Annotated in this window: 23 protein-coding genes and 1 pseudogene; 22 read left to right on the top strand and 2 right to left on the bottom strand. The window is 53.3% G+C overall.

Annotated features, from left to right (window positions below; all coding sequences use genetic code 11):
• The first annotated feature begins 6 nt into the window (after positions 1-6).
• From M4I36_RS15795 to rsmI, 4 genes and pseudogenes are all read left to right on the top strand, one after another.
• Positions 7-1,008 carry a hypothetical protein gene (locus M4I36_RS15795; protein ID WP_258112719.1) on the top strand — a complete coding sequence of 334 codons (1,002 nt, stop codon included), beginning with the start codon at positions 7-9 and terminating at the stop codon, positions 1,006-1,008.
• Positions 1,001-1,639: pseudogene (locus M4I36_RS15790) on the top strand (PSP1 domain-containing protein); the annotation flags it as partial. The gene M4I36_RS15795 and the pseudogene M4I36_RS15790, both read left to right, overlap by 8 nt.
• A 38-nt stretch (positions 1,640-1,677) precedes the next feature.
• Complete coding sequence (locus tag M4I36_RS15785; protein ID WP_258112718.1) at positions 1,678-1,980, top strand: initiation-control protein YabA; 303 nt, start codon at positions 1,678-1,680, stop codon at positions 1,978-1,980.
• Between the two features lie 48 nt (positions 1,981-2,028).
• Entirely contained in the window at positions 2,029-2,988 is a 960-nt protein-coding gene (gene rsmI, locus M4I36_RS15780) for a 16S rRNA (cytidine(1402)-2'-O)-methyltransferase (RefSeq protein ID WP_258112717.1), read from the top strand.
• A gap of 68 nt (positions 2,989-3,056) precedes the next feature.
• On the opposite strand, the gene M4I36_RS15775 is transcribed toward rsmI, so the two are convergent.
• Together M4I36_RS15775 and M4I36_RS15770 are read right to left on the bottom strand one after the other, a co-directional pair.
• Positions 3,057-3,296, bottom strand: coding sequence for an AbrB/MazE/SpoVT family DNA-binding domain-containing protein (locus tag M4I36_RS15775; protein ID WP_258112716.1), 240 nt, complete (start codon positions 3,294-3,296; stop codon positions 3,057-3,059).
• A 685-nt stretch (positions 3,297-3,981) separates the two neighbouring features.
• On the bottom strand, positions 3,982-4,200 hold the full coding sequence (locus M4I36_RS15770; protein ID WP_258112715.1) for a hypothetical protein: 219 nt from the start codon (positions 4,198-4,200) through the stop codon (positions 3,982-3,984).
• Between the two features lie 695 nt (positions 4,201-4,895).
• Between M4I36_RS15770 and metG the strand changes: the two genes are divergently transcribed.
• From metG to M4I36_RS15680, 18 genes are all read left to right on the top strand, one after another.
• Positions 4,896-6,935 (top strand): methionine--tRNA ligase, encoded by a 2,040-nt coding sequence (gene metG, locus M4I36_RS15765; RefSeq protein WP_258112714.1) that lies wholly within the window; start codon positions 4,896-4,898, stop codon positions 6,933-6,935.
• On the top strand, positions 6,932-7,720 hold the full coding sequence (locus M4I36_RS15760; RefSeq protein WP_258112713.1) for a TatD family hydrolase: 789 nt from the start codon (positions 6,932-6,934) through the stop codon (positions 7,718-7,720). The genes metG and M4I36_RS15760 overlap by 4 nt, the downstream gene beginning before the upstream one ends.
• Positions 7,713-8,324 (top strand): ribonuclease M5, encoded by a 612-nt coding sequence (locus M4I36_RS15755; protein ID WP_258112712.1) that lies wholly within the window; start codon positions 7,713-7,715, stop codon positions 8,322-8,324. Before M4I36_RS15760 ends, M4I36_RS15755 begins: the two co-directional genes overlap by 8 nt.
• Position 8,325: 1 nt before the next feature.
• The gene (gene rsmA, locus M4I36_RS15750) at positions 8,326-9,183 is read left to right on the top strand and encodes a 16S rRNA (adenine(1518)-N(6)/adenine(1519)-N(6))-dimethyltransferase RsmA (RefSeq protein ID WP_258112711.1); all 858 of its coding nucleotides are present in this window, start codon (positions 8,326-8,328) and stop codon (positions 9,181-9,183) included.
• Between the two features lie 115 nt (positions 9,184-9,298).
• Positions 9,299-9,781, top strand: coding sequence for a ribonuclease H-like YkuK family protein (locus M4I36_RS15745; RefSeq protein WP_258112710.1), 483 nt, complete (start codon positions 9,299-9,301; stop codon positions 9,779-9,781).
• A gap of 247 nt (positions 9,782-10,028) precedes the next feature.
• Positions 10,029-10,541: a hypothetical protein gene (locus M4I36_RS15740; RefSeq protein WP_258112709.1), complete on the top strand. Its 513-nt coding sequence runs from the start codon at positions 10,029-10,031 to the stop codon at positions 10,539-10,541.
• Positions 10,542-10,628: 87 nt separating this feature from the next.
• Complete coding sequence (gene yabG, locus M4I36_RS15735; RefSeq protein WP_258112708.1) at positions 10,629-11,492, top strand: sporulation peptidase YabG; 864 nt, start codon at positions 10,629-10,631, stop codon at positions 11,490-11,492.
• A 124-nt stretch (positions 11,493-11,616) separates the two neighbouring features.
• Positions 11,617-11,880: a biofilm formation stimulator Veg gene (gene veg, locus M4I36_RS15730; RefSeq protein ID WP_258112707.1), complete on the top strand. Its 264-nt coding sequence runs from the start codon at positions 11,617-11,619 to the stop codon at positions 11,878-11,880.
• Between the two features lie 286 nt (positions 11,881-12,166).
• Positions 12,167-13,009 carry a cyanophycinase gene (locus M4I36_RS15725; protein ID WP_258112706.1) on the top strand — a complete coding sequence of 281 codons (843 nt, stop codon included), beginning with the start codon at positions 12,167-12,169 and terminating at the stop codon, positions 13,007-13,009.
• Positions 13,006-15,651, top strand: a complete 2,646-nt coding sequence (gene cphA / locus M4I36_RS15720) for a cyanophycin synthetase (protein ID WP_258112705.1) — start codon at positions 13,006-13,008, stop codon at positions 15,649-15,651. Before M4I36_RS15725 ends, cphA begins: the two co-directional genes overlap by 4 nt.
• 97 nt (positions 15,652-15,748) lie before the next feature.
• A complete protein-coding gene (gene ispE / locus M4I36_RS15715) occupies positions 15,749-16,621 on the top strand; it encodes a 4-(cytidine 5'-diphospho)-2-C-methyl-D-erythritol kinase (protein WP_308661341.1) in 873 nt (290 codons plus the stop codon).
• Between the two features lie 14 nt (positions 16,622-16,635).
• Positions 16,636-17,454, top strand: coding sequence for a pur operon repressor (purR, locus tag M4I36_RS15710; RefSeq protein WP_258112704.1), 819 nt, complete (start codon positions 16,636-16,638; stop codon positions 17,452-17,454).
• Between the two features lie 92 nt (positions 17,455-17,546).
• Entirely contained in the window at positions 17,547-17,933 is a 387-nt protein-coding gene (locus M4I36_RS15705; protein WP_258112703.1) for a RidA family protein, read from the top strand.
• Between the two features lie 182 nt (positions 17,934-18,115).
• Positions 18,116-18,394, top strand: a complete 279-nt coding sequence (spoVG, locus tag M4I36_RS15700; RefSeq protein WP_258112702.1) for a septation regulator SpoVG — start codon at positions 18,116-18,118, stop codon at positions 18,392-18,394.
• A 154-nt stretch (positions 18,395-18,548) separates the two neighbouring features.
• Positions 18,549-19,961 (top strand): bifunctional UDP-N-acetylglucosamine diphosphorylase/glucosamine-1-phosphate N-acetyltransferase GlmU, encoded by a 1,413-nt coding sequence (glmU, locus tag M4I36_RS15695; RefSeq protein ID WP_258112701.1) that lies wholly within the window; start codon positions 18,549-18,551, stop codon positions 19,959-19,961.
• Positions 19,951-20,895 (top strand): ribose-phosphate diphosphokinase, encoded by a 945-nt coding sequence (locus M4I36_RS15690; RefSeq protein WP_258112700.1) that lies wholly within the window; start codon positions 19,951-19,953, stop codon positions 20,893-20,895. The genes glmU and M4I36_RS15690 overlap by 11 nt, the downstream gene beginning before the upstream one ends.
• 10 nt (positions 20,896-20,905) lie before the next feature.
• Positions 20,906-21,472 (top strand): aminoacyl-tRNA hydrolase, encoded by a 567-nt coding sequence (pth, locus tag M4I36_RS15685; protein ID WP_258112699.1) that lies wholly within the window; start codon positions 20,906-20,908, stop codon positions 21,470-21,472.
• 72 nt (positions 21,473-21,544) lie between these two features.
• Positions 21,545-21,799, top strand: coding sequence for an anti-sigma-F factor Fin (locus M4I36_RS15680; RefSeq protein ID WP_258112791.1), 255 nt, complete (start codon positions 21,545-21,547; stop codon positions 21,797-21,799).
• Positions 21,800-21,917: the final 118 nt, after the last annotated feature.

Genomic DNA, 21,917 nt, shown 5'->3' with positions numbered 1-21,917 from the left:
AAATCTGTGGATGAACAGGGAAGTGAACTGCGTCTGCAGGCCTTCTTGACCGAGTGGGCTCACACGTACCCTGCTTTGGAAGGTTTGGCTCGGGCGCTCCAAGAGAATACCCTACCGCACGCGATACTTCTGACAGGACCCACAGATTTAACGTCTCAATTTGCAGGCCTCTTTGCCGAAGGCCTGCTCTGCACTGGAGCTGTGCCACCCTGCGGGGAATGTGAGTCGTGTCGGCAGTATCGGGCAGGAGTACATCCCGATTTTCATCGGGTCGGGGAACAGCAGACCGGGCCAGTGAAGACAGCGGATATTGAGGTTTTGCAGACGTGGTTGAGCCGAAAATCACATTATGGCGGAAATAGAGTGTATATCTTACAGCATCTTGACGAAATAACGCCAGTGGCGGGCAATCGATTGCTGAAGGGCTTGGAAGAACCGCTCTCCAATGTGCTGGCGCTTATGACTGCGAGGTCCTCGAGTGCTGTGATGGGTACGCTCTTGTCGCGCTGTTTTGTCTATCCCATGCAACATCGAGAGTCCTTGGCATTTGAAGATGCTGCAGTGGCGAGGTCTCTGACCGCGTTGTCTGCGGAGGTTCCGTCCACGACGGGGGAGACATCTGGAACAGATGCCACGGATTTAATTATCGCTTATTTTGACCGAGTGCTACAATGGGTTCAGGCGTGGGTGCGACAGCCGACGCGCGTTTTGAATTTGGCAGATGACTTTCTCCGAATATTTTCTGCGGCTCATGTCGCGGATGGACTACATGTTCTTCTCGCGGTGTTGCGGGACATGATTCATGTGACCGTGGGTGACAACCGTCGGTTGCGCAGTCCCTCGTTGCTGATGCAGTTTCAAGCGACAGACAAGCTTCCTCTCAGTGTCTGGTTGCGTGCGGCGGACATCGTGCAAGAGACACTCACGCGGCACCGGGCACACGTGGTGCCCCAACTAAATCTTGAGCGGATGTGCATCCGTCTCTGCGAGGTGAGAGAAAGTGTATAGCATTGTCGGCGTGCGGTTCAAGCCAGCGGGCAAAATATATTATTTTGAGCCAGGAAATTTCGAACTCCATAAAGGGTCGCACGTCATCGTCGAAACAGCTCGCGGTCTCGAGTACGGGCAAGTGGTGGTGGAGCGGCGGGAAGTCAGTGAGGCGGAAGTCGTCTTGCCGCTGAAGCCGGTATTGCGCCAGGCCCGAGAAATGGATGCTGAGACGGTTGCCAACAATGAGTTGAAAGCGCGGGAAGCGATGGCCATTTTTCGCGAAAAAGTTTTGCAGCATGAGCTCGACATGAAGTTGGTGGATGCGGAATTCACCTTTGACCGCAATAAACTCATTTTCTATTTTACGGCCGAAGGTCGCGTGGATTTTCGTCAGTTAGTGAAAGATTTGGCAAGCGTCTTTCGCGTCCGGATTGAATTGCGTCAAATTGGGGTGCGTGATGAAGCCAAAATTCTTGGCGGAATTGGACCGTGCGGACGGTTGTTGTGCTGCAGTACGTGGATGGGTGAGTTCGATCCGGTTTCAATCCGTATGGCAAAAGACCAGAGCCTGTCCCTCAATCCTTCGAAAATATCCGGTCTCTGTGGTCGCCTGATGTGCTGTCTGAAGTTCGAAAATGATTCTTATCAGGACCAGGGCATCACGGTCTAGGTTGCGGGAGCGTAACGATGGATAAAGCATCGCTGTTTGTTCAGGTGGCCAACATGGAAGAACGGATAGGGGAACTCTATGTGGAACTTGGGTCGCTCAAGCAACAAATTCTCGTTTTAATAGAGGAAAATCAGCGCTTGCAGCGGGAGCAGGAGCGGTTGTTGCAAAGCGACCCATCGGTGAGTGGGGACTCCTCGGAAACTCATCGGAATTTGAAGCGAATTTACGAAGATGGCTTTCACATTTGCCACGTGCATTATGGCAGTTTGCGAACCGATGGAGAGTGCCTCTTCTGTATGTCGTTTTTGGGATTGACTTGACGAAGAGGGTTGTCCGAGACACGGTTTTCGAAAGGACGCGTCACTTTCGTGAGATTGCAAAGTTTTTCTAAGGAAGGCGCCAAACTCTATATTTGTAGTACCCCGATTGGCAATTTGGAGGACGTGACGCACCGCCTGCTCAGGACGTTGGCAGAGGCGGATGTGGTAGCCGCAGAGGATACCAGGCAAACGAGAAAGTTGCTGACCCGTTACGAGATTCGCGCCAAATCACTGATTTCCTTTCATGAACACAACGCCACTCGTCAAGTTCCCGTTTTGCAGGAGACGTGGATGCGGGGTGGAGTGGTCGCACTGGTCACGGACGCAGGCACCCCCTGCGTCTCAGACCCTGGGGATGTGGCGATTGCCGCAGCTCACGCATCCAACGTTCCGGTTGTTCCCATTCCCGGAGCAAGTGCTGTGTTGGCCGCTCTCATCATCAGTGGCCTGCCTATGAAGCGCTTTGCATTCCATGGCTTTTTGTCCAAATCAACGGCTACCGCGATGGACGAATTGCGAAGCTATGAAATGTATGACGGGACTGTGGTGTTTTATGAAGCACCTCACCGACTCCTGGCAACGCTCCGAGCTATCGCGCAGGTATTTCCGGGACGGTCCATGTCGATTTGCAAGGAATTGACGAAACGGCACGAGACCGTTTGGCGTGGGAGTTCAGAAGAGTTGTTAAAAGAGTTTGAATCTGAGGACATCCGCGGCGAATACGCGATTGTGTTGAACACTGCGGACGTTGCGCCGTTCGTCGACGAGGAGAGTCGGACACAGGTAGAACAGGAAGGGCAGGCGCGGGCTGATTTCGCGTTGCAGGAAGTGTTGCGCATGCTAGCAGGTGGACTCTCCATGCGCGATGCCACTGCGCTAGCAGCGAAGCAGTATGCGATGAGTCGAAAAGTACTGTATAGAGCAGCACTTGACGCAACGCACACGCAAACTATGCAGGATTTCATGTCACCAGCCCAAGATGGCGATGAGAAGTCGCAACCTGAGTGACGGGGCAACCAAGAAACGGATATGAAAAATGGGCCAGACGTCGGTCTGGCCCAATCTACTGTGCGTTCTTACGCTTGCATTTCTGCAATGCAAGAAGGGCAGATGTTTTTGCCTTTGAAGTGAATAATCTCGTCAGCCTGTCCGCAGAAAATGCAAGCAGGTTCGTATTTTTTCAAAATAATGCGGTCTCCGTCGACGTAAATCTCGAGGGCGTCCTTTTCTCCAATACCCAGTGTTCGGCGCAACTCAATTGGAATGACGACTCGACCTAACTCATCCACCTTGCGAACAATGCCTGTTGATTTCATGCGTATCATCCCCTGTGTGTAATTTTTTTCTTCTCCTGTAACCCATGATGTCTTTTGCTTTACTTCAAATCACACGCGATTCCCAGCTAGGGATGTCTTTCTACTCCGCGCAATAACTTGAATTGACTTTACTATACCTTATCTCAGGTTTTTTGCAAGACCTTACAGTTGTTGTGCTGAGAAAAAAGAGAAAGCATCTAAAATTGTTCACAATCACCAATAAAAACGTGACTTAGATCACGATGCGCATTTAATGGTTATGTAAGGGTTTTTTGAAAGACCATATATTTCTATATATGGATCATGATATTGGACGATTGATTCCGTGTGCAACTCTATCTGGAAACCGTGTGTTTTCGTTTTAGTGTCCTCTGCTCGGTACCTTCGCCTTGTATGGCTACGTAGGTCCGTGCACTGCACGGGGATTACTTCGGTATCAAAGTGTGCTGAGTGCAATGGCAATGATTCGTAGTGAGGCATTCGTCCACAAATCACCCACCGTTCTTCTGGTTCTGAGGGAAGAGTCGGTGGGTCATTGTGACACGTGCAAAACAAGTTTTGTCGTCAGTTGGGATTCGGATGTGAGTGTCCATTGCTGTGGTTGTCCAAAGAGGCACAAGAGGTCATCGATGGGCGAATTTCGCGTGTTGCTGGCGAAGGCGCTGGTCAAAATGCGTCACCGAGTCTAGTCATCAAAATCATCTTCTAAATTTTCCAGGGCACCACGACTCTCCAGTTCACTCTCTAAAAAAGGGAACATGGCAATCGCCTGTGGCCGAGGAAAACGAGCCATGGGCTCTTCTTTAATAGACCTCAGCAGGCTTCGTCTTAATTCGAGAAGGTACTCACTGGACAGTGTGCGAACGATTGCCTGTATCGTCTCCGGACTAGGCATTCTGCTCATCGTCTTGAACCCAACCTCACGATATAGAGGCCCCTTTCTGCAGAAGAAGAATATACTAGATTATAACGAATTTTGAAGGGGAAAATATATGCGTTGGAACTCTGAGGTACGTATTTCGTGCAATATTTTTCGACACCGGTGGCAAGGCGTGTACTTTGTCTCAATGATTTCGGATGGAGCAGAACGATAGGCGTACTCGACGACCCGGACGGAGAGTGCAACTGCTGAGCGATTGGCACTGTCGCGGCGCGTTGACTCCATCGAGAGAATTCGGTACACTCGGGCTGTCGAGCGAAATGGGTCGTGACAAAGTGTTCAGTGTGTCTTTGAAAACTTCAGACTGCCCGTGAAGAAATGGTACCCAAGGCGCGGATCTACAGCGAGTCGGGATGGTGGAAGCCGATGTTCAAGCGATTGGGGAGTATGGTTTCGGAGGCTGCGGGTCGAGTGTAGGGCGATGTATCCGGTCGCAGTGCACGAGGCTCGTGCGGGTCTTCCCGTTATCGAAGAGAGCGTCGAACGACGCTCGCCGAAGGCATGGTCTGGTGCTGTAACAGGTGCTTGACAATGCGAATTTGGGTGGTACCGCGACAGAGCTCGCCCCAACACTTGGAGGGGTGAGTTTTTTGTTTCTCGCATTTTGAACGCTCATTTTGACATCTATTTTGCGCATTCACGGAGAGAGGGATAGGGCGATGACGTCGAAACAAACTTTCTATGTGACTACACCGATTTATTACCCGAGCAACAAGCTTCACATTGGCCATGCATATACAACCGTGGCTGCGGATGCACTGGCCCGTTACAAGCGTCTCAGTGGATTCGACGTGATGTTTCTTACCGGGACAGACGAACATGGGCAAAAGATTCAAGCGAGCGCCGAGCAAGCGGGTCAGGAACCGTTGGAGTTTCTCCAAGGAATTATCGATTGGATTATGCAGTTGTGGGAACGTCTCGACATTTCCTATGACCGCTTTATTCGCACGACGGAAATACGGCATACGGTGGTCGTTCAAGCGTTGTTTGAGCGCCTCATTCGTCAAGGAGACATCTATCTATCCGACTACGAAGGATGGTATTGCACTCCGTGCGAATCGTTTTGGTTAGAGCGCGAGTTGGTGGATGGAAAATGCCCGGACTGCCACCGCGAAGTAGAATTCACCAAAGAAGAGAGTTACTTTTTTCGGATGAGCAAATACGTAGACCAGTTACTGGAGTTTTACGAGCAACATCCCGACTTCATTCAACCCGAGTCGCGAAAGCAGGAGATGATTAACAATTTCATCAAGCCCGGCTTGCAAGATTTGTGCGTTTCTCGGACCTCCTTTCATTGGGGAATCCACGTCAAGAGCAATCCAAAACATGTGGTCTACGTCTGGCTTGATGCATTGACCAACTACATTACTGCGATTGGATACGGCAGCGATAAACCGGAAGAGCAGGCGACATTTGAGCAGTTTTGGCCGGCAAACGTTCACCTAGTCGGCAAAGAAATTGTCCGTTTTCACACCATTTATTGGCCCATTTTCTTGATGGCGCTCGGTCTTCCGCTGCCGCACAAAGTATACGCGCATGGATGGTTGCTCATGAAAGATGGGAAAATGAGCAAGTCGAAAGGCAATGTCATTGACCCGAATGTGTTGATTGAGCGCTATGGACGAGATGCCATTCGCTACTTTCTGCTGCGCGATGTTCCCTTTGGTCAGGATGGCGTTTTTACGCCGGAAGCATTGATAGAGCGACTGAATTTCGATCTCGCGAATGACCTTGGCAACTTGGTTCACCGCACAGTGGCCATGCTCCACAAGTTTTCGGGTGGAGTTGTGCCGAATCCATCGGAGGAGGCTCCTTCGCCGCTGGACGAAGACTTGTCCAACCTCGCTCGCAGCACTATCCATGCGGTCGAAGAGCATCTCGAGAAATTAGAGTTCTCGATGGCTCTCAGTGCCATTTGGACGCTCGTCAGACGGGCTAACAAGTATATCGACGAAGCGGCCCCATGGGCGTTGCACCGTACGGGAGACGAAGTGCGACTGCACATCGTCTTGCATCAAATGGTTGAAGCCATTCGGGTCATCACCATCCTCTTACAACCCTTTATGACGGATTTCCCGCGGGCGGTGCGAGCGCAATTTGGCTGGTCAGACGAAGCCTTTGCATGGGCCGCCGCGCATGACTTTGCCCTCCATTCCAGGGGCAATACTGTCGTGGAAGCGGGTCCTATTTTTCCTCGCCTTGACATCAAGGAAGAGGTGGAGGCGTTGACTGCTCTAACGGGCGGTCCGTTGAAGGAAGCACCTTCGGATGGCGAACCGAAGCCAACTGCCAACAGAACGGCCAGCACGGAAGTTGTCAAGGAAACGAGCGGATCGGCCAACAACGCAGCCGTGTCGTCGGACATACCGGGCATTGCGACGATTGGAATGGATACATTCGCGGCGGTAGAACTCCGGGTTGGCGAAATTGTCAGTGCGGCAAAGGTAGAAAAGGCAGACAAACTGTTGCAACTGCAAGTCCATCTAGGCAGTGAAATTCGACAAGTTGTCTCCGGAATTGCGAAGCATTTCACGCCTGAAGCTCTCATTGGCAGAAAAGTGATTGTGGTCGTCAATCTTAAACCCGTCAAACTGCGGGGCGTAGAGTCGAATGGAATGATTTTGGCCGCATCCGAGGGGGAGCGATTAGAACTCGTGACGGTCCCGAGTGACATGCCGAATGGGAGTGTCGTGCGATGAAGCTGTTCGACACACATTGCCACTTAGTGGACGAGGCATTTCAGAGCGACCTCGAAGAAGTCTTGGCAAGGGCCATGGCTGCGGGCGTGCAGTCCATGGTCATCCCCGGAGTGGATGCGGCGAGTTCCGAGTTGGCAGTGCGATTGGCGGAGCGACATCCTTCGCTCTTCGCAGCCGTCGGTATTCACCCCGAATCGGCACTCTCTGCAGGCGAACAGGAATTTGCGACGGTCGCCCGACTCTCTCTGCATCCGAAGGTGGTGGCGATTGGTGAGATTGGACTGGACTATCACTGGGATACGGCGCCGCGGCCAGTTCAACACGACGTGTTTGCGCGCCAAATCCAACTCGCCACAGAGATGCATTTGCCCGTCATCGTCCACAATCGCGAGTCGACTGCGGATGTTCTGAACATCTTGAGAAGGGAGAATGTGGGTCGCGTGGGTGGCGTCATGCACTGTTTCACGGGTAGCCTGGAAACCGCAGAAGAGTGTATTCAAATGGGACTGTTTCTTTCCTTTGGCGGGCCAGTGACCTTCAAAAATGCCCGCAACGTGCATGCGGTAGCGGCACACGTCCCAAGTGAATGGTTACTCGTGGAGACAGACTCTCCGTACCTGACTCCGCATCCCCATCGCGGCACCCGGAATGAACCCGCGATGGTTCGGCTTGTTGCAGAACAGTTGGCACAGCTGCGCGGTGTTGAAGTGGAAGCACTGGCAGAACAGACGTATGCGAACGCACTGCGACTTTTCCAGAAAGCAGAGGAGAGTTCGCGTGGTTGATTCAGCAGGCAGCGCAAGGTTGGTTTTGCGCCCACTCGTGGTGGTCGAAGGATTGCACGACTTGCAGAAAGTGAAAGCCGCTGTCGATGCGGATGTATGGGTCCTTGGTGGCGACCGAATTAGCCACCGCACAGTGGCGGAACTGCGGCGAGCTGAAGCGACTCGAGGCGTGATTGTGTTGACCGATCCCGATGGGCCAGGCGAACACATTCGCCGCCGTTTGGATGCCTTGGTACCCGGCTGCATGCACGCCTATGTGACGAAGGCGGAGGCGCTCTCTGGCGGTCACGTTGGTGTGGAGCATGCGTCCGTGGCGGCGGTGCAGAGAGCTCTGTCGGAAGTGCGGACGCACGGCTTTGCCGTGGCTCCTGAGGGGCGCAACGAGCCAGAATATACGTTGGCGGATCTCGTTGCGGTCGGACTCACTGCGCACGGCGAAGCGGCAAAGCGGCGCCGGCAAGTCGGGGAACTGCTTGGCTTGGGCTATGGGAACGCGAAGGCATTCGTTCACAAGTTGAACGCGTTGCATGTGCCACGTGCAGAGTGGGAACGAGCTTGCCGGATTGCTTTGGGGAAAGGGGAGGAACGTCTCGGAAAACCTTGAGATGGTCAAGCCGACGGTGCTGCGGGCCCTGTTGATGAAGCACGGGGTAACCCTGAAAAAGGGCTACGGGCAGAATTTTTTGGTCGATGGTCACGCGCTGCAAGAGATTGTCCAGGCGGTCACGTTGGACCGACAAACGGGAGTTCTGGAAATCGGGCCGGGCGCGGGGGTGCTGACTGCAGAGTTGGCGAAACGAGCAGGTCGCGTTGTCGCGGTGGAGAAAGATGTGTCCTTGCGTCCTCTGCTGGAAGAGTCGCTCGCTCCTTGGGACAACATTCGCTTGCGCTTCGCCGACATCTTGGACGAACCGATGGAGGCGCTCATCCATGACGAACTAGGTGGCTTTCAGCGGATTGTTCTTCTCGCCAATCTCCCTTATTACGTCACTACCCCGATTCTGTTTCACGTTCTTGAGGCGAAGACGCCTATCTCTGATATTGTGGTTTTGGTTCAGAAAGAAGTCGCCACTCGCATGGTCGCTCGTCCCGGCGGCAAGGACTACGGAGTACTGTCAGTTACCGTTCAATACCATGCGGATGTGCGGCTGGTCGCGGACATTGCGCCCCATTGTTTTATGCCACCTCCCTCTGTTCATTCCACTGTGGTACACTTGAACTGTCAGAAAATGACCCCCGTCCGCGCAGACAGCGAGCTTTCTTTCGTCAAAGTCGTTCGCTCCGCGTTTGGCACACGCCGGAAGACTCTAGAAAATGCGTTGGCGGCCGGTCTTGGTTGGAGTAAGGAGCACGTTCGGGAAATGCTCGAACAAGCGCACATTTCCCCACAACGGCGTGGAGAAACACTCTCGCTCGAAGAGTTTGTACAACTAGCCAATATCTTTGCAACGTGGAAGTCGTAAAACATCGTACATCGTCTGTCCTTTGGTCGGCGCAAGTTCTGAGACTGCTCCTTTTCACCAGGCAATGGTTCAGCACACGCTAGAATGCGTTTCAGCTGTGGGAGAGTGATACAGAATGTGGATGTTTCAGAGCCCTTCACAGGGAATGATGACTTTATCTGAGTTGTCCGAAGATATGAAGAGAACCGTTCGGCAATATCCTGAAGATGATTTTCGGTTGATTATCGGATCGGATTCGCAACCTAAGCCCCAGCTGAAGACGGTCACCTTTGTCACGGCGGTCATTCTTCATCATGTGGGAAAAGGGGCGCGATACTACATTCATCGAGAACAAGTGCCTCATATGTACTCGCTTCGCCAAAGAATGTTCACTGAGGCATCGTATTCCCTTCAAGTGGGTGGAATGTTGTCAGAAGAGTTTCCCACGGCCGACGACCGATTGCATGTTGAAGTGCATTTGGACATCGGCGAGCGCGGTGCGACGCACCAATTGATTCGCGAAATTGTCGCCTGGATTACGTCGAGCGGCTATGAAGCTCACATCAAACCGGACGCCTATGGTGCTTCTAAGGTGGCGGATCGATATACGAAATCCTGACGTCCCACGGTCGAGGCATTGCCCATCGACCTTTCTCCTCCCAGACCCCGCTGTGTAGTCTTTTCCAGCAGAGACGGGCTTCAGCCGCCAAGTGAGTCTCTCGACTCTTATGCTCAATGTACGATCCGCTCGGATGGCCCAACCACAGAAGTGACTTAGTCGGGTAAAGTTCCAGTCGCAAGGACGTTCTCAATAGCGTTTGCGCCAACCACTCGCCGGGACTTTGTACCCAGAGTGGGTGGACTGCGTGGACCGATCGTTTCGATATCCAAAGCGGTACGCGTGCGAACGCCGCGAATTGCCAGAAGCGTTTGGCGTGTGGCGAGAGGGTGGTCAATCCGGGCTCGGAGATGGGGAGGAACCTGTTTGGGGCGTGACTTTCTTGTTGACACCAACAGACGTCGGTCGATTGCGCGTAGCGCAGAAACTCTTCCAGGTGCGGACCGAAACTGCCGCGCAAGTCTCCGTCGATGAACACGGCGCCATCCGCATCCGGATGCCAGCGCAGCCCTGCCATCAAACCAACTGCGCGCGGGATGTCCAAGCCGAGCGCTTGGCACTCTACGATGCAGAGCGCGTCTGCCGTGCACGCGACAGTCTGGCGCGCCACTTGAGCGGTATGGTCCGAGCATCCGTTGGCTATCAGCACGTGCTGGCGGATGCCGGCGCGGTGCAGTTGGCGGAGAACGTTGGCGATACTTTGCGCTTCGTTTTGAGCAGGGATGATGCTGAAGGCCACGGCCGTTCACTCCTCCGGTAGAAATGGCCCCACTGGCCTCTGGATGGCGGCACAAGTTGTGCGTGTGTGCATAGGCTAGAGTACGAAAATGGGCGGGGAGGAGTGCTTATGTGGAAGGCTGGCGATATGGTCGTGCGACAGTCTTACGGAAAGGACGTCTGCTTTCAGGTGGTGGAAGTCGATGAAGAGACGGAGACAGCCATTCTCAAAGGTCTGGATGTGCGCTTGATGGCCGATGCGCCGTTCGCTGATTTGGAGGAAATGTCGGAAGAAGAGAAACGCGAATTCGAGGTTCAGCGAAGTCAATCCGAGGGAGAGAGTTTGCGACTCATTCGTTCGCGGCGGGCGGTGGAACATGAAAAGAGATCGCTGAGGCGTGAAGTGCGCTATCAGTCCAATCCGGATTTTTTTGAGCGGCCCGGACGAGTTCTGCACCTGGATGGCGATGGGACATATCTTCAAAAATGTCTCAATATGTACAAAGAACTTGGGGTCCGGGCGGTCGGGGAACACATTGCAGAGGCAAAGATGCCCGAGGCGGTCGCAACGCTGTTGGACAAATACAGTCCAGATATCCTCATCGTCACAGGGCATGATGGCGTCATTCGCAAAGGAAAAGATTTGGCAGATGTACAGAACTACCGCAATTCCCAAAACTTTATCCGAACGGTAGCCAATGCACGAAAGAAAATTCGAAACTTAGATGACTTAGTCATTATTGCCGGAGCGTGTCAAAGTCACTTTGAAGGTATTATCGAAGCGGGGGCCAACTTTGCTAGTTCTCCGCAGCGCATCATGATTCATGCTCTCGATCCGGTCTTTATCGCGGAGAAAATTGCGTTTACGCCGATTCATGAAACGGTCAACCTGTACGACGTGGTGAAAGCGACTTACACGGGTACGGACGGTGTTGGCGGGCTGGAATCGCGAGGAAAGTATCGTCTCGGCCTGCCGAAATCGTTTTACGGATGAACATTTGAGGAAATCGTGTTAATATATCCATTGACAACGAATTTGATGCGTTGCTATAATAATCGGCTACATTGACAGGCCTCTTTCCGCGTGATATACTAAAGCAGGAAAGAGGTGGTGTGTGTTGGCGAAAAATGCGCTCCACGATATTAAGAGAAATTTGGAAGGTCTCATTGGTGAGCGTGTTCTCTTGCGAGCCAATGGAGGGCGCAGAAAGACGGTAGAGCGTTTTGGCGTTCTGGAAGAGACGTATCCTTCAGTTTTTGTAGTCAAGCTTGACCCCCCGGATGGTTCGTTTAAGCGAGTGTCATACAGCTATGCGGACGTGCTGACGGAGACAGTGGAACTCGTATGGTGCAAAGACGATGAAAACACGCATGTCATGTAGCGTATGCAGTCGTTGGAGTGAAAGGTACGAGGTCATGAAGAAGTAAAGATAAATTCAAGTCGGAATGCGTATATAGATGATTAATAGCAATTTGAGTGGAGAAGACCTCACCCTAGTGTGGGGCTTTTTGTTGTCTGCGTATATCTATTCGGCTCGTCGTAAAGCCTAGGGCTGTTATCTAGTTCTGAAGTTTCCTGCTTTGGAGTTGGATAGCGCTAAAAGACGATCTGGCCGCGTTACGGCAATCGCGTGTGGCGTATTTGTCGGCGCGGGAGGAGGGAAGTCGGTGACAGGGCAGGCGGGTCCCCTTGTGATCGTGGGTGGCGCGGAAGATAAACGTGGAGACTGCAAAATTCTGCGGCATTTTCTCGAACTTGGTGGAGACAAGCACGCAAAAGTTCTGGTGATGACCGTTGCCACGGAACTGCCCATTGAAGTGGGAGCGGAATACATGGAGGTGTTTCAGCGTCTCGGTGCAGCGGATGTACGAACGTTTGACGTCTCTTGCCGCGAGGACGCTAATCGCGACAGCGCAGTCGATCTTGTGCGTTCTGCGACATGCATTTTTTTCACAGGCGGAGACCAGTTACGAATTACGAAGCTACTTGGAGGAACGCGAGTGGACTCTCTGTTGCACACTGTCCATGCGGCAGGTATACCGCTTGCTGGCACCAGCGCGGGGGCCTCGATGATGTCGAGTACCATGATTGTTGACGGGGAGGCAGAGACCAGTCCACGCATCTCTATTGTGGATATGGCTCCGGGCATGGAATTTTTAGATGGTGTAGTGGTGGACCAGCACTTTGCAGAGCGTGGTCGCTTAGGCCGACTGTTATCAGCAGTTGCTCAATATCCGCATCATCTGGGGCTAGGCATTGACGAGGACACGGCCATCTCCGTCCATCATGGCGTTCTGCGCGTGCTCGGACGCGGAGCAGTGTCCATTGTGGACGCCGGGGCACTGTCGCACAGTAATTTGGAGACGGCACATCGGGATGAGTCACTTGCCTTGTGTGGCGTCCGTTTGCACATTCTACCGGAGGGGTATGGATTTCACATGAGAACGCGATCCGCCATTACCGACTGGTCAGAGTGGGAGAAGAGTGTCGACAAGGAGCTGTCGAAATGAGAATAGTCTCGGTGCGCCATATAGATGGCCCGAATGTATTTTTGTACAAGCCGATTTTGATGGCGAAAATTCATTTGGAAGAATATACGGGGCGAGAGAGTTCGGACTATGAAGGATTTTCGAGTCGATTGTTGCAGGTGCTGCCGGGTCTGTCAGACCATCATTGTGCAAAGGGCAGACCGGGTGGATTTGTCGAACGTCTGCACGGTGGCACGTATTTCGGACACATTGTGGAACATGTGGCCATAGAACTGTGCACCTATCTCGACTTGGATGTGCACTATGGAAAGACCATGCTGGCGGAAGATGTGGGTATTTACGACATCGTTATGGAGTGCAAAGCCTACGAAACGCAGCGTTACCTGCTCTCTGCCGCGGTAGATGTCGTGAAGACTTTGGTTGACAACGGATCGGTCGAGATTGACCCTATTCTCGCCGAGGCTCGCGACATCTTTCGCGAGACGGAGTTGGGGCCGAGCACGAAGGCCATCGTCGAGGCTTGTAAAGAGCGTGACATTCCGGTACGCAGGCTGGGGACTGGCAGCGTACTGGAGTTGGGATACGGCCGCCATCGTAAGCGCTTGGAAGCTACCTTGACGGACGCCAGTTCAGCTGTCGCTCTGGACCTGGCGTGCGACAAAGAGCAGACGAAACTGGTGTTGGCGGAAGCGGCCATCCCCGTTCCGCGAGGTGGAGTTGCCTATACGGAAGAGGAGGCACTGCGGGAGTTTCGAGGTATCGGGGCACCGGTGGTTGCCAAGCCGCGGTTTGGCAATCAGGGCCGCGGCGTGTCGCTCTGTCTTGCGACCGAGTTGGAAGTGGTAGAGGCGTTTCGAATTGCCTGCCGATACGGAACAGGCGTAGTCATCGAGGAATACAAACGGGGCCAAAATATTCGTGCGCTCTGCGTTGGCGGAAACCTAGTCGCGGCGGCGCTGCGCATGCCCGCCACGGTGGTCGGCGACGGAGAGAAGACCATCCGACAATTGGTGGATGCCACCAACGCCAGCCCACTTCGCGGCGTGGACCACGAATGTCCACTCACGAAAATTCACATCGATGAAATTGTCCTCGCAACGTTGGACAAGCACGGTTTGACTTTAGACAGCGTCCCTGCTCCTCTCGAAGCGGTGGTGTTGCGAGACAGTGCCAACCTGTCCACGGGTGGCGAGGCCGAAGATGTGACCGACAAGTTGCACCCAGTGTATGCGCAATTGGCCGAGCGAGCGGCTAGGGCCATTGGTCTCGATGTCTGTGGTATCGATCTCGTCATCGAGCACCCGTTCAGCGCCCAAGTTGTGGGGGGTGCAGTGGTCATTGAGGTCAATGCAGCACCGGGCATCCGCATGCACGAGCACCCGTCGTTCGGCCATCGTCGACGCGTGGCCAAGGCTATCGTGGACGCTCTATATCCGAATGACGCAACGGGGAGAATTCCGATTGTGTCCATCACGGGGACGAACGGTAAGACCACAACCACCCGGTTAATAGCGCACGGTTTGCGAGAGCAGGGACACACGGTCGGGATGACGACCACAGAAGGCGTCTATGTGGGCGACTCGTTGATATTGTCCGGAGACACAACGGGTCCGCAAAGTGCGCGTGTGGTATTGTCCGATCCGACCGTCGACGTGGCCGTCCTGGAAACGGCCCGAGGTGGTATTTGCCGCGGGGGATTAGCCTATGATTATGCGGATGTCGCGGTGCTGACGAATATCAGCGGGGATCATCTCGGACAAGACGGGGTGGATACGATTGCGGATTTGGTCCGTGTCAAGTCACTCGTCGCAGAGTGCGTCAAACCAACGGGCTATGTGGTGCTTAACGCGGATTGTAAAGAACTTCTGGAACTTCAGCAGCGGCTCAATAGTCGCATCATCCTCTTCTCAGCCAGTGACGCCAATCGCGATATCATGCGGCATGCTGCGCTCGGCGGCTGGTCGTATTACGTGGACCGAGGATTTGTAGTCGAAGCTATGGGGAGTTTTGAGCGAGCGTTTCTGCCGATTGCCGATGTTCCCATCACACTGGGAGGGAAGGCTCTGTTCCAGGTGGAGAACGTATTGGCGGCCGTGGCGGCGTTGCGAGCGCTCGGCTTGTCTCGAGAACGCGTTGCAACTGCGCTTTGCGCTTTCGAACCGCGTCACAATGCGGGTCGAGTCATGCTCTATCGACTTCAAAACGGTGGACACGTGCTGTTGGACTACGGGCATAACCCAGCCGGATTTGCGTCGATTGGCGACTGGCTCAAGACGCTCCCGGTCCGACGGCTCATCGGCGTGGTCGGTGTGCCGGGAGACCGTGCCAATGAAGTGGTGATGGCTTCCGCCGATGCTTTGTCGAACATCTTCCACCGTATCATTGTCAAAGAAGATGAGGACAAACGCGGTAGAGCCGATGGTGAAATCGCGCGCCTTTTGGCCCATCGCATTCAAGAGCGTCGCCCAGACCGGTCGTGTCAAGTGGTGCTCGATGAACTGAGCGCATTTCGAAGTGCTGTCTCGGAGTGTACGGCTCAGGATATGGTGGTTGTTTTCTACGAGCATCGTGAACCACTTGTGGAGCACTTGCTTGCAGTGGGTGCAGTTCCAGTAGAGACGGTCGAAATGCCTCTCTCACAACCACAGTACGTGGTACTATAACACGAACGAACCGTAGGCAAGGTGTGCGGGGTTCCCTGCACGCTTGACTTGCACCCCATCACGTCGCATTCTATAGGGCGACGAGGTGGGGCTGTTGGTGTTGGAACAAGCCTATGCGAAGATTAACTTAACATTGGATGTACTAGGTCGGCGCTCCGACGGCTACCACGAAGTGGACATGGTGCTCCAATCGGTCGATTTGTCCGACCAGATTTGGCTGGAGAGACTCGATGGAGAGGACCAGCGCATTGTCATGGAATCGGCTGCAACGAACATCCCGCTTGATGGCAGAAATCTTGCGGTTGCGGCGGCGCAAGTGTTTTTCCGGAAGACAGACATTCACCTGGGCGGAGTGCACATTCACCTAGACAAGCATATTCCTGTAGCTGCGGGTCTGGCTGGTGGGTCGTCTGATGCAGCAGCCGTTCTGCGCGGATTAAATCGGCTCTATCAGGTCGGCTTGTCCATGGAGGACCTCGCCACGCTTGGCGCTGAAGTGGGTTCAGACGTGCCGTTTTGTGTCTACGGCGGTTGTGCCGTAGCGCGTGGGCGTGGAGAGCAATTGACACGTGTGACTCATGGACTTCGGGGCTGGGTAGTGCTGCTCAAGCCGCCGCTGTTTGTGTCGACGGCAGATGTCTATCAGGCGTTGACCCCTGCCCGCTACAGCTCTGTGCCTACCAGTGATGCGATGGTCGAAGCGCTACAGTTAGGCGACATCTCCTTGGTTGAGCGGCGATTCTTCAATGGGCTCCAGCCAGTTACTTTAGAGATGTACCCGGAAGTTGCTGTCCTCAAGCAACGCATGGAGCAGGTCTGTGGGAGCCGAGTCTTTATGTCCGGAAGCGGGCCAACGCTCTTCGTGCTCGCACCCACACAGGCGTCAGGTCAGCGGATTTACAATGCCTTTCGCGGCTTTGCAAAGGATGTTCATCTGGTGCGCCTCTTGCAGGCAGAAGAGTTTCATTGAGGGGAGGCGTAGCCATGCAGCGCACGGAACGTGTTCTGGCGATTGCGAAGCGACTTCTGGACAAACCTCAACACGTTGTCTCTTTGACGGAATTGGCTGAGGGTTTGGGTGCGGCCAAGTCGTCTTTGAGTGAAGATGTCGCCATCGTCCGGCATTTTCTCGAAACGACGGGCGCGGGAACGATTGAAAGTCTTGCGGGTGCAGGTGGGGGAATTCGCTATTGTGTTGGCGTTCCTCCCCATGAGAGGCAGGCTTTTTTAGAGCGCGTGGCGAATACGCTATCGAATGCATCGCGCCTCCTGCCAGGCGGCTATGTGTATATGTCCGATGTGCTAGGGCAACCCGACGTGCTCGATAGTATTGGCAGAATCATCGCTTCCGGCTATGCGCGCACCGCCCCCAATGTCGTTGTGACAGTTGAGACGAAGGGAATCCCGATTGCAGTGGCGACCGCCCGCTACCTGGATGTGCCTGTGGTCATCGTACGCCGTGAGCACAAAGTCACGGAAGGCCCGGCGCTCTCGATGCACTATGTGTCTGGCTCGCTGCGCCGTATTGAAACTATGTATGTCTCCAAGCGCGCTTTGCCAGACCAGGCCAAAGCACTGATTGTGGACGACTTTATGCAGGCTGGAGCCACCGTGCAGGGAGTCTCTGCTCTGCTCGCCGAGTTCAACGTGGCGGTGGTTGGGTCCGCTGTCTTTGTGGCCACAGAGGAGCCACAGGTCAAACTGGTGTCAGATTACACGGCACTTCTTCTTCTGCAACATCATCCAGAGCGCGGCGAGATAACCTTGAGACCCTCTCTGCCGGGAGAGACCACAGCGCGTTAGACAAGTTTTAACGTTCAGTGAGCAAAGTTGCTTTAAAATCTACTTATTGTAAATGCATGGGTCTTACATTTATTCATCGGGAGGAATTGACTATGAAACAAATTTCGACGACGTCTGCGCCCGCAGCCATTGGTCCGTATGCACAAGCTGTAGCGGTAGGGCCGTTTCTCTACACTTCCGGACAAATTCCACTCAGTCCGGATGGGACGTTTATGCAGGGGGATATCGCTACGGAGACGAAGCAAGTATTGGAGAATCTGGATGCCATCTTAAAGGAAGCCGGATATGGCCGGAACGAGGTGGTGAAGACGACTATTTTTATGACCAACTTGGCACATTTCGCGGAAGTCAATGAGTTCTATGCGGAGTTCTTCGGCGACCACCGTCCAGCTCGCTCGACCGTCCAGGTGGCGGCGCTGCCACGCGGAGCGCAGATTGAAATCGAGGTCATGGCTTATCACGCAGTGAATGAAAACTAGCTCATGAATTCGCCGTCTTGGGCCGGAAATCACCAGGAATTGCCGAAAGTCAGTGGTTCCGATAGTCGTGATGAGCAATTATGAAAAAATTTTGACGGGAAAGCAGGAAACCACCAATACCTTGTAGAATTGCAAGCTTGCATGGGGATGCGTTTCTTTCGGTAAAAGGGTGGTGAATCTCGATGCAAATCACAGATGTCCGTCTGCGCAAGGTGGACAGCGAGGGTCGCATGAAGGCCATCGCGTCCATTACCTTTGACAACGAATTTGTGGTTCATGATATTCGAGTCATCGATGGCAATCATGGGATGTTCGTAGCAATGCCAAGCAAAAAGACGCCCGATGGAGAGTTTCGAGACATTGCACACCCCATTTCTTCAGGCACTAGAGAAAAAATACAGCAAGCTGTGCTTGAAGAATACTACCGGACAGGCGTGACGGTGGAAGAGCCGAGTGCGTGACACAGAAGACATAGAAGCCCTGACTTTGAACGCTGGTCAGGGCTGTGTTTTGTGTTTTGGAAATGTGGCATTTTTGCAACGGTGCCGATAAAAATTGAAATTAGTTTACCCCTTCCTGTACACTTGAGGGCATGCACATGAAGGAGGCTGGGGCGTGGGCCGCACTGCTATCATATTAGCTGGCGGACTCGGGACGCGGATGAAGTCTTCGCTGCACAAAGTCCTTCATCCAATTCTCGGGAAACCGATGATTTTACACATTTTACATCAGTTGATGAAAGTAGACATTCAGCAGATTATCGTGGTGGTCGGGCAACATCGAGAGCAAGTGATGGAAGTCGTGGGGACATCTGTCGAATATGCTATTCAGGAGGAGCAGTTAGGCACCGGACATGCAGTCTTGGCGGCACTTCCACTTGTGAAAGCGGATTCAAAGTCGACCGTCGTCCTTTATGGAGATGCCCCGCTCATTCAAGCTACGACCATCCAGGCGCTATTAGACGTACAGTCGGAGACGGCAGCGGCAGGGGTGGTGTTGACTGCGCGCGTAGAGAATCCAACGGGTCTAGGGCGTGTATTTGTCGATGCAGGGGGCTCTGTGGAGAAAATTGTCGAGGAAAGAGATGCCTCGCCAGAAGAACGCGAAAATCATTGCATCAATACCGGAATTTATGCATTTGATACACGGTCGCTCGGTCAAGCCTGTAAAAAGTTGACGCCGAGTAATGCGCAAAAAGAATACTATCTGACGGATGTACTACCACTTCTGAAGCAACAAGGGCTACGTGTGGTGGCCTCAGAGATTGCAAATTCAGACGAGATTGCAAGTGTCAACGACCGAGTTCAGCTGGCGCAGGTCGAAAAATTAGCCCAAGCTGCTCGAAATCGAGAACTTATGCAGAGTGGGGTGACCATGCTGCATCCTGAATCGACCTACGTTGGCGCGGATGTGACGATTGGTCGCGATACGGTTCTCTACCCGGCCACCCATCTCGAGGGCAAGACCAGCATCGGTGAACAGTGCATCGTTGGTCCAAACAGCCGACTCCTGGATGCCACAGTGCATGACAACGCTACGATTCAATACAGCGTCGTGTTGCAAAGTGTGGTTGGAGAGCATGCATCCGTAGGACCATTTGCCTATATCCGGCCGGGATCGACCATTGGAGAACATGCAAAAGTAGGCGATTTCGTCGAGATTAAGAATACACACTTGGGAAAAGACTCAAAGGTCAGTCACCTGGCTTATCTAGGCGATGCGTATGTAGGCGAACGAGTGAATATTGGCTGTGGAGTTATCACGGTCAACTACGATGGAGAAAAGAAATATCGCACGGAAGTAGGAGATGACAGCTTTATCGGGTCGAATTCGAACCTCATCGCACCAGTCCGGGTGGGGCGTGGAGCCTATGTTTGCGCTGGGTCGACGATTACAAACGAAGTACCAGACGATGCCTTTGCGATTGGCAGAGCACATCAGGTCACAAAGGAGCAATATGTTAAAAGATGGAAATTGAAGAGGCAGAGTGCGGGCTCCGCAGGGAGGGAATCTCAAGATGAGTTTTGACGGCGATCTCAAAATCGTGACGGGAAACGCCAATCTCCGTTTGGCGCAGGAAATTTCCGAATATGTCGGAGTACCGTTGGCGGCTTGCGAGGTCGGGCGCTTCAAAGACGGCGAAATTCAAATCAAACTTGCGGAGAGCGTGCGTGGAAGTAATGTGTTCATCATCCAGCCTACTTCCGCCCCGGTCAATGAGAACCTGATGGAACTTCTTGTGTTGGTGGACGCTGTGAAACGTGCGTCCGCTCGGACCGTCAACGTTGTCATCCCGTACTATGGATATGCGCGACAAGAACGCAAGTCGCGTGCTCGAGACCCGATTACAGCCAAGCTGGTGGCCAATCTCTTGGAGACAGCAGGAGCCAATCGCGTCATTTGCATGGACTTGCACGCCGCGCAAATTCAGGGTTTCTTTGATATTCCGTTGGATCATTTGGTGGGTATGCCGATTTTGTCTAAGTATTTTGTGGACAAGGACCTGCCCGATCCGGTGGTGGTTTCCCCAGATATGGGAGGTGTTACGAGAGCGCGAGCTTTTGCCGAGCGACTCGGTGCCCCGATTGCCATTATTGACAAGCGCCGTCCTGAAGCCAATGTGGCTGAAGTCATGAATATTATTGGAGAAATCAAGGGACGAACTGCGATTTTGATTGACGACATGATTGACACAGCAGGAACGATTACCTTGGGCGCGAAGGCATTGATGGAGCGTGGTGCGAAAGCGGTCTATGCGTCTTGCATCCATCCGGTGCTGTCCGCCGACGGTGTTGAACGCCTGGAAAACTCAGTGATTGAAGAAGTGGTGGTCACGAATACCATTGAGTTGCCGAAACATAAACAAATCGCGAAAATTACGGTTCTTTCTGTCGCGGAATTGATTGCGGAAGCCATTATCCGCGTTCACACGCAGCGCTCCATCTCGCAGCTGTTTGACTAGGGGAATGCCGATGAAACTGATTGTTGGGCTTGGAAATCCGGGGAAGCAGTACGAGCGTACCCGGCACAATATTGGATTTGCGGTGGTTGATGAGGTAGCCAAAATCCTCTCTGCCCCCGGGTATCGCTCAAAATTCAAGGGTCTGCTTGCAGAAACGGTGGTCCATCACGAAAAAGTGTTTTTGCTCAAGCCACAGACCTTTATGAACTTGAGTGGTGAATCGGTTCGTGAAGCGGTCTCATTTTTTTCGGAGTTGAAGGTCGATGCTGACGTTTGGGTGGCTTACGATGACATGGACTTTCCGGTAGGTACCGTGAAGTTGCGGGGCTTTGGCAGCGCTGGTGGACATAACGGAATGAAGTCCATCATTCACTGTTTACAGACGGATGCGTTTCCGCGCATTCGAGTAGGCGTTGGCCGCCCCCAACCGGGGATCGACGTCATCTCTCACGTTCTCGGACACTTTTCGAAGGCGGATGCCTCTAGTGCCAAGGAGGCTGTCCAACGCGCCGCTGAGAGTATCGTTTTTGCACTTGAGAACAATTTTGATGCCGCGATGAATCAGTTCAATCGCTGAGAGGCTCTGTCTATTCGCGTATTTCTGCAGGCGGAACCCACCATACTAAGAGGAGAACAAAAATCCTTGAAGGTGGTGTGTCCACTGCACATAGAATATATATGTCGGCACTGTCGTCAGAAGATCGGAGAAGTGCGTCGGCCGGACTGGTCCTTGGCAGACGCCGAGGCTCGTCTGGGAGTGTCCGAATGGACAGAGGCAGAGCGGCTGGACTCCATTCGCATGAACCCATCGGGCACGATGCAAGTGTATACCGTCTGTGATTATTGTCATCACGCTGCAAAAGAAAACCCGGAGCTATTGGTGGAAGGAAAACTTTTGCAATGACCATGGCAGGTGAAGGTTGCGATGACCGGTCGCAATGACCCGCGTACAAGAGCGAACGGCCTCGGCTTGATGCTGAGGCTGCTTTGGGCGTTCAGAAAGTACAGAAAGTAGTTTTTGA

The sequence above is a fragment of the Alicyclobacillus sp. SP_1 genome, assembly GCF_024706985.1.
GTDB lineage: Bacteria > Bacillota > Bacilli > Alicyclobacillales > Alicyclobacillaceae > Alicyclobacillus_I.
The sequence above is the reverse complement of the archived record's forward strand: the minus strand, read 5'-3'. Positions and strand labels throughout refer to the sequence as shown.

Coding starts and splice junctions, on each gene's coding strand:
- M4I36_RS15785 (WP_258112718.1), top strand. CDS start 1,678: ATGGATAAAGCATCGCTGTTTGTTCAGGTGGCCAACATGGAAGAACGG.
- M4I36_RS15775 (WP_258112716.1), bottom strand. CDS start 3,296: ATGAAATCAACAGGCATTGTTCGCAAGGTGGATGAGTTAGGTCGAGTC.
- M4I36_RS15770 (WP_258112715.1), bottom strand. CDS start 4,200: ATGAGCAGAATGCCTAGTCCGGAGACGATACAGGCAATCGTTCGCACA.
- metG (WP_258112714.1), top strand. CDS start 4,896: ATGACGTCGAAACAAACTTTCTATGTGACTACACCGATTTATTACCCG.
- M4I36_RS15760 (WP_258112713.1), top strand. CDS start 6,932: ATGAAGCTGTTCGACACACATTGCCACTTAGTGGACGAGGCATTTCAG.
- rsmA (WP_258112711.1), top strand. CDS start 8,326: ATGGTCAAGCCGACGGTGCTGCGGGCCCTGTTGATGAAGCACGGGGTA.
- M4I36_RS15745 (WP_258112710.1), top strand. CDS start 9,299: ATGTGGATGTTTCAGAGCCCTTCACAGGGAATGATGACTTTATCTGAG.
- yabG (WP_258112708.1), top strand. CDS start 10,629: ATGTGGAAGGCTGGCGATATGGTCGTGCGACAGTCTTACGGAAAGGAC.
- cphA (WP_258112705.1), top strand. CDS start 13,006: ATGAGAATAGTCTCGGTGCGCCATATAGATGGCCCGAATGTATTTTTG.
- purR (WP_258112704.1), top strand. CDS start 16,636: ATGCAGCGCACGGAACGTGTTCTGGCGATTGCGAAGCGACTTCTGGAC.
- M4I36_RS15705 (WP_258112703.1), top strand. CDS start 17,547: ATGAAACAAATTTCGACGACGTCTGCGCCCGCAGCCATTGGTCCGTAT.
- spoVG (WP_258112702.1), top strand. CDS start 18,116: ATGCAAATCACAGATGTCCGTCTGCGCAAGGTGGACAGCGAGGGTCGC.
- M4I36_RS15690 (WP_258112700.1), top strand. CDS start 19,951: ATGAGTTTTGACGGCGATCTCAAAATCGTGACGGGAAACGCCAATCTC.
- pth (WP_258112699.1), top strand. CDS start 20,906: ATGAAACTGATTGTTGGGCTTGGAAATCCGGGGAAGCAGTACGAGCGT.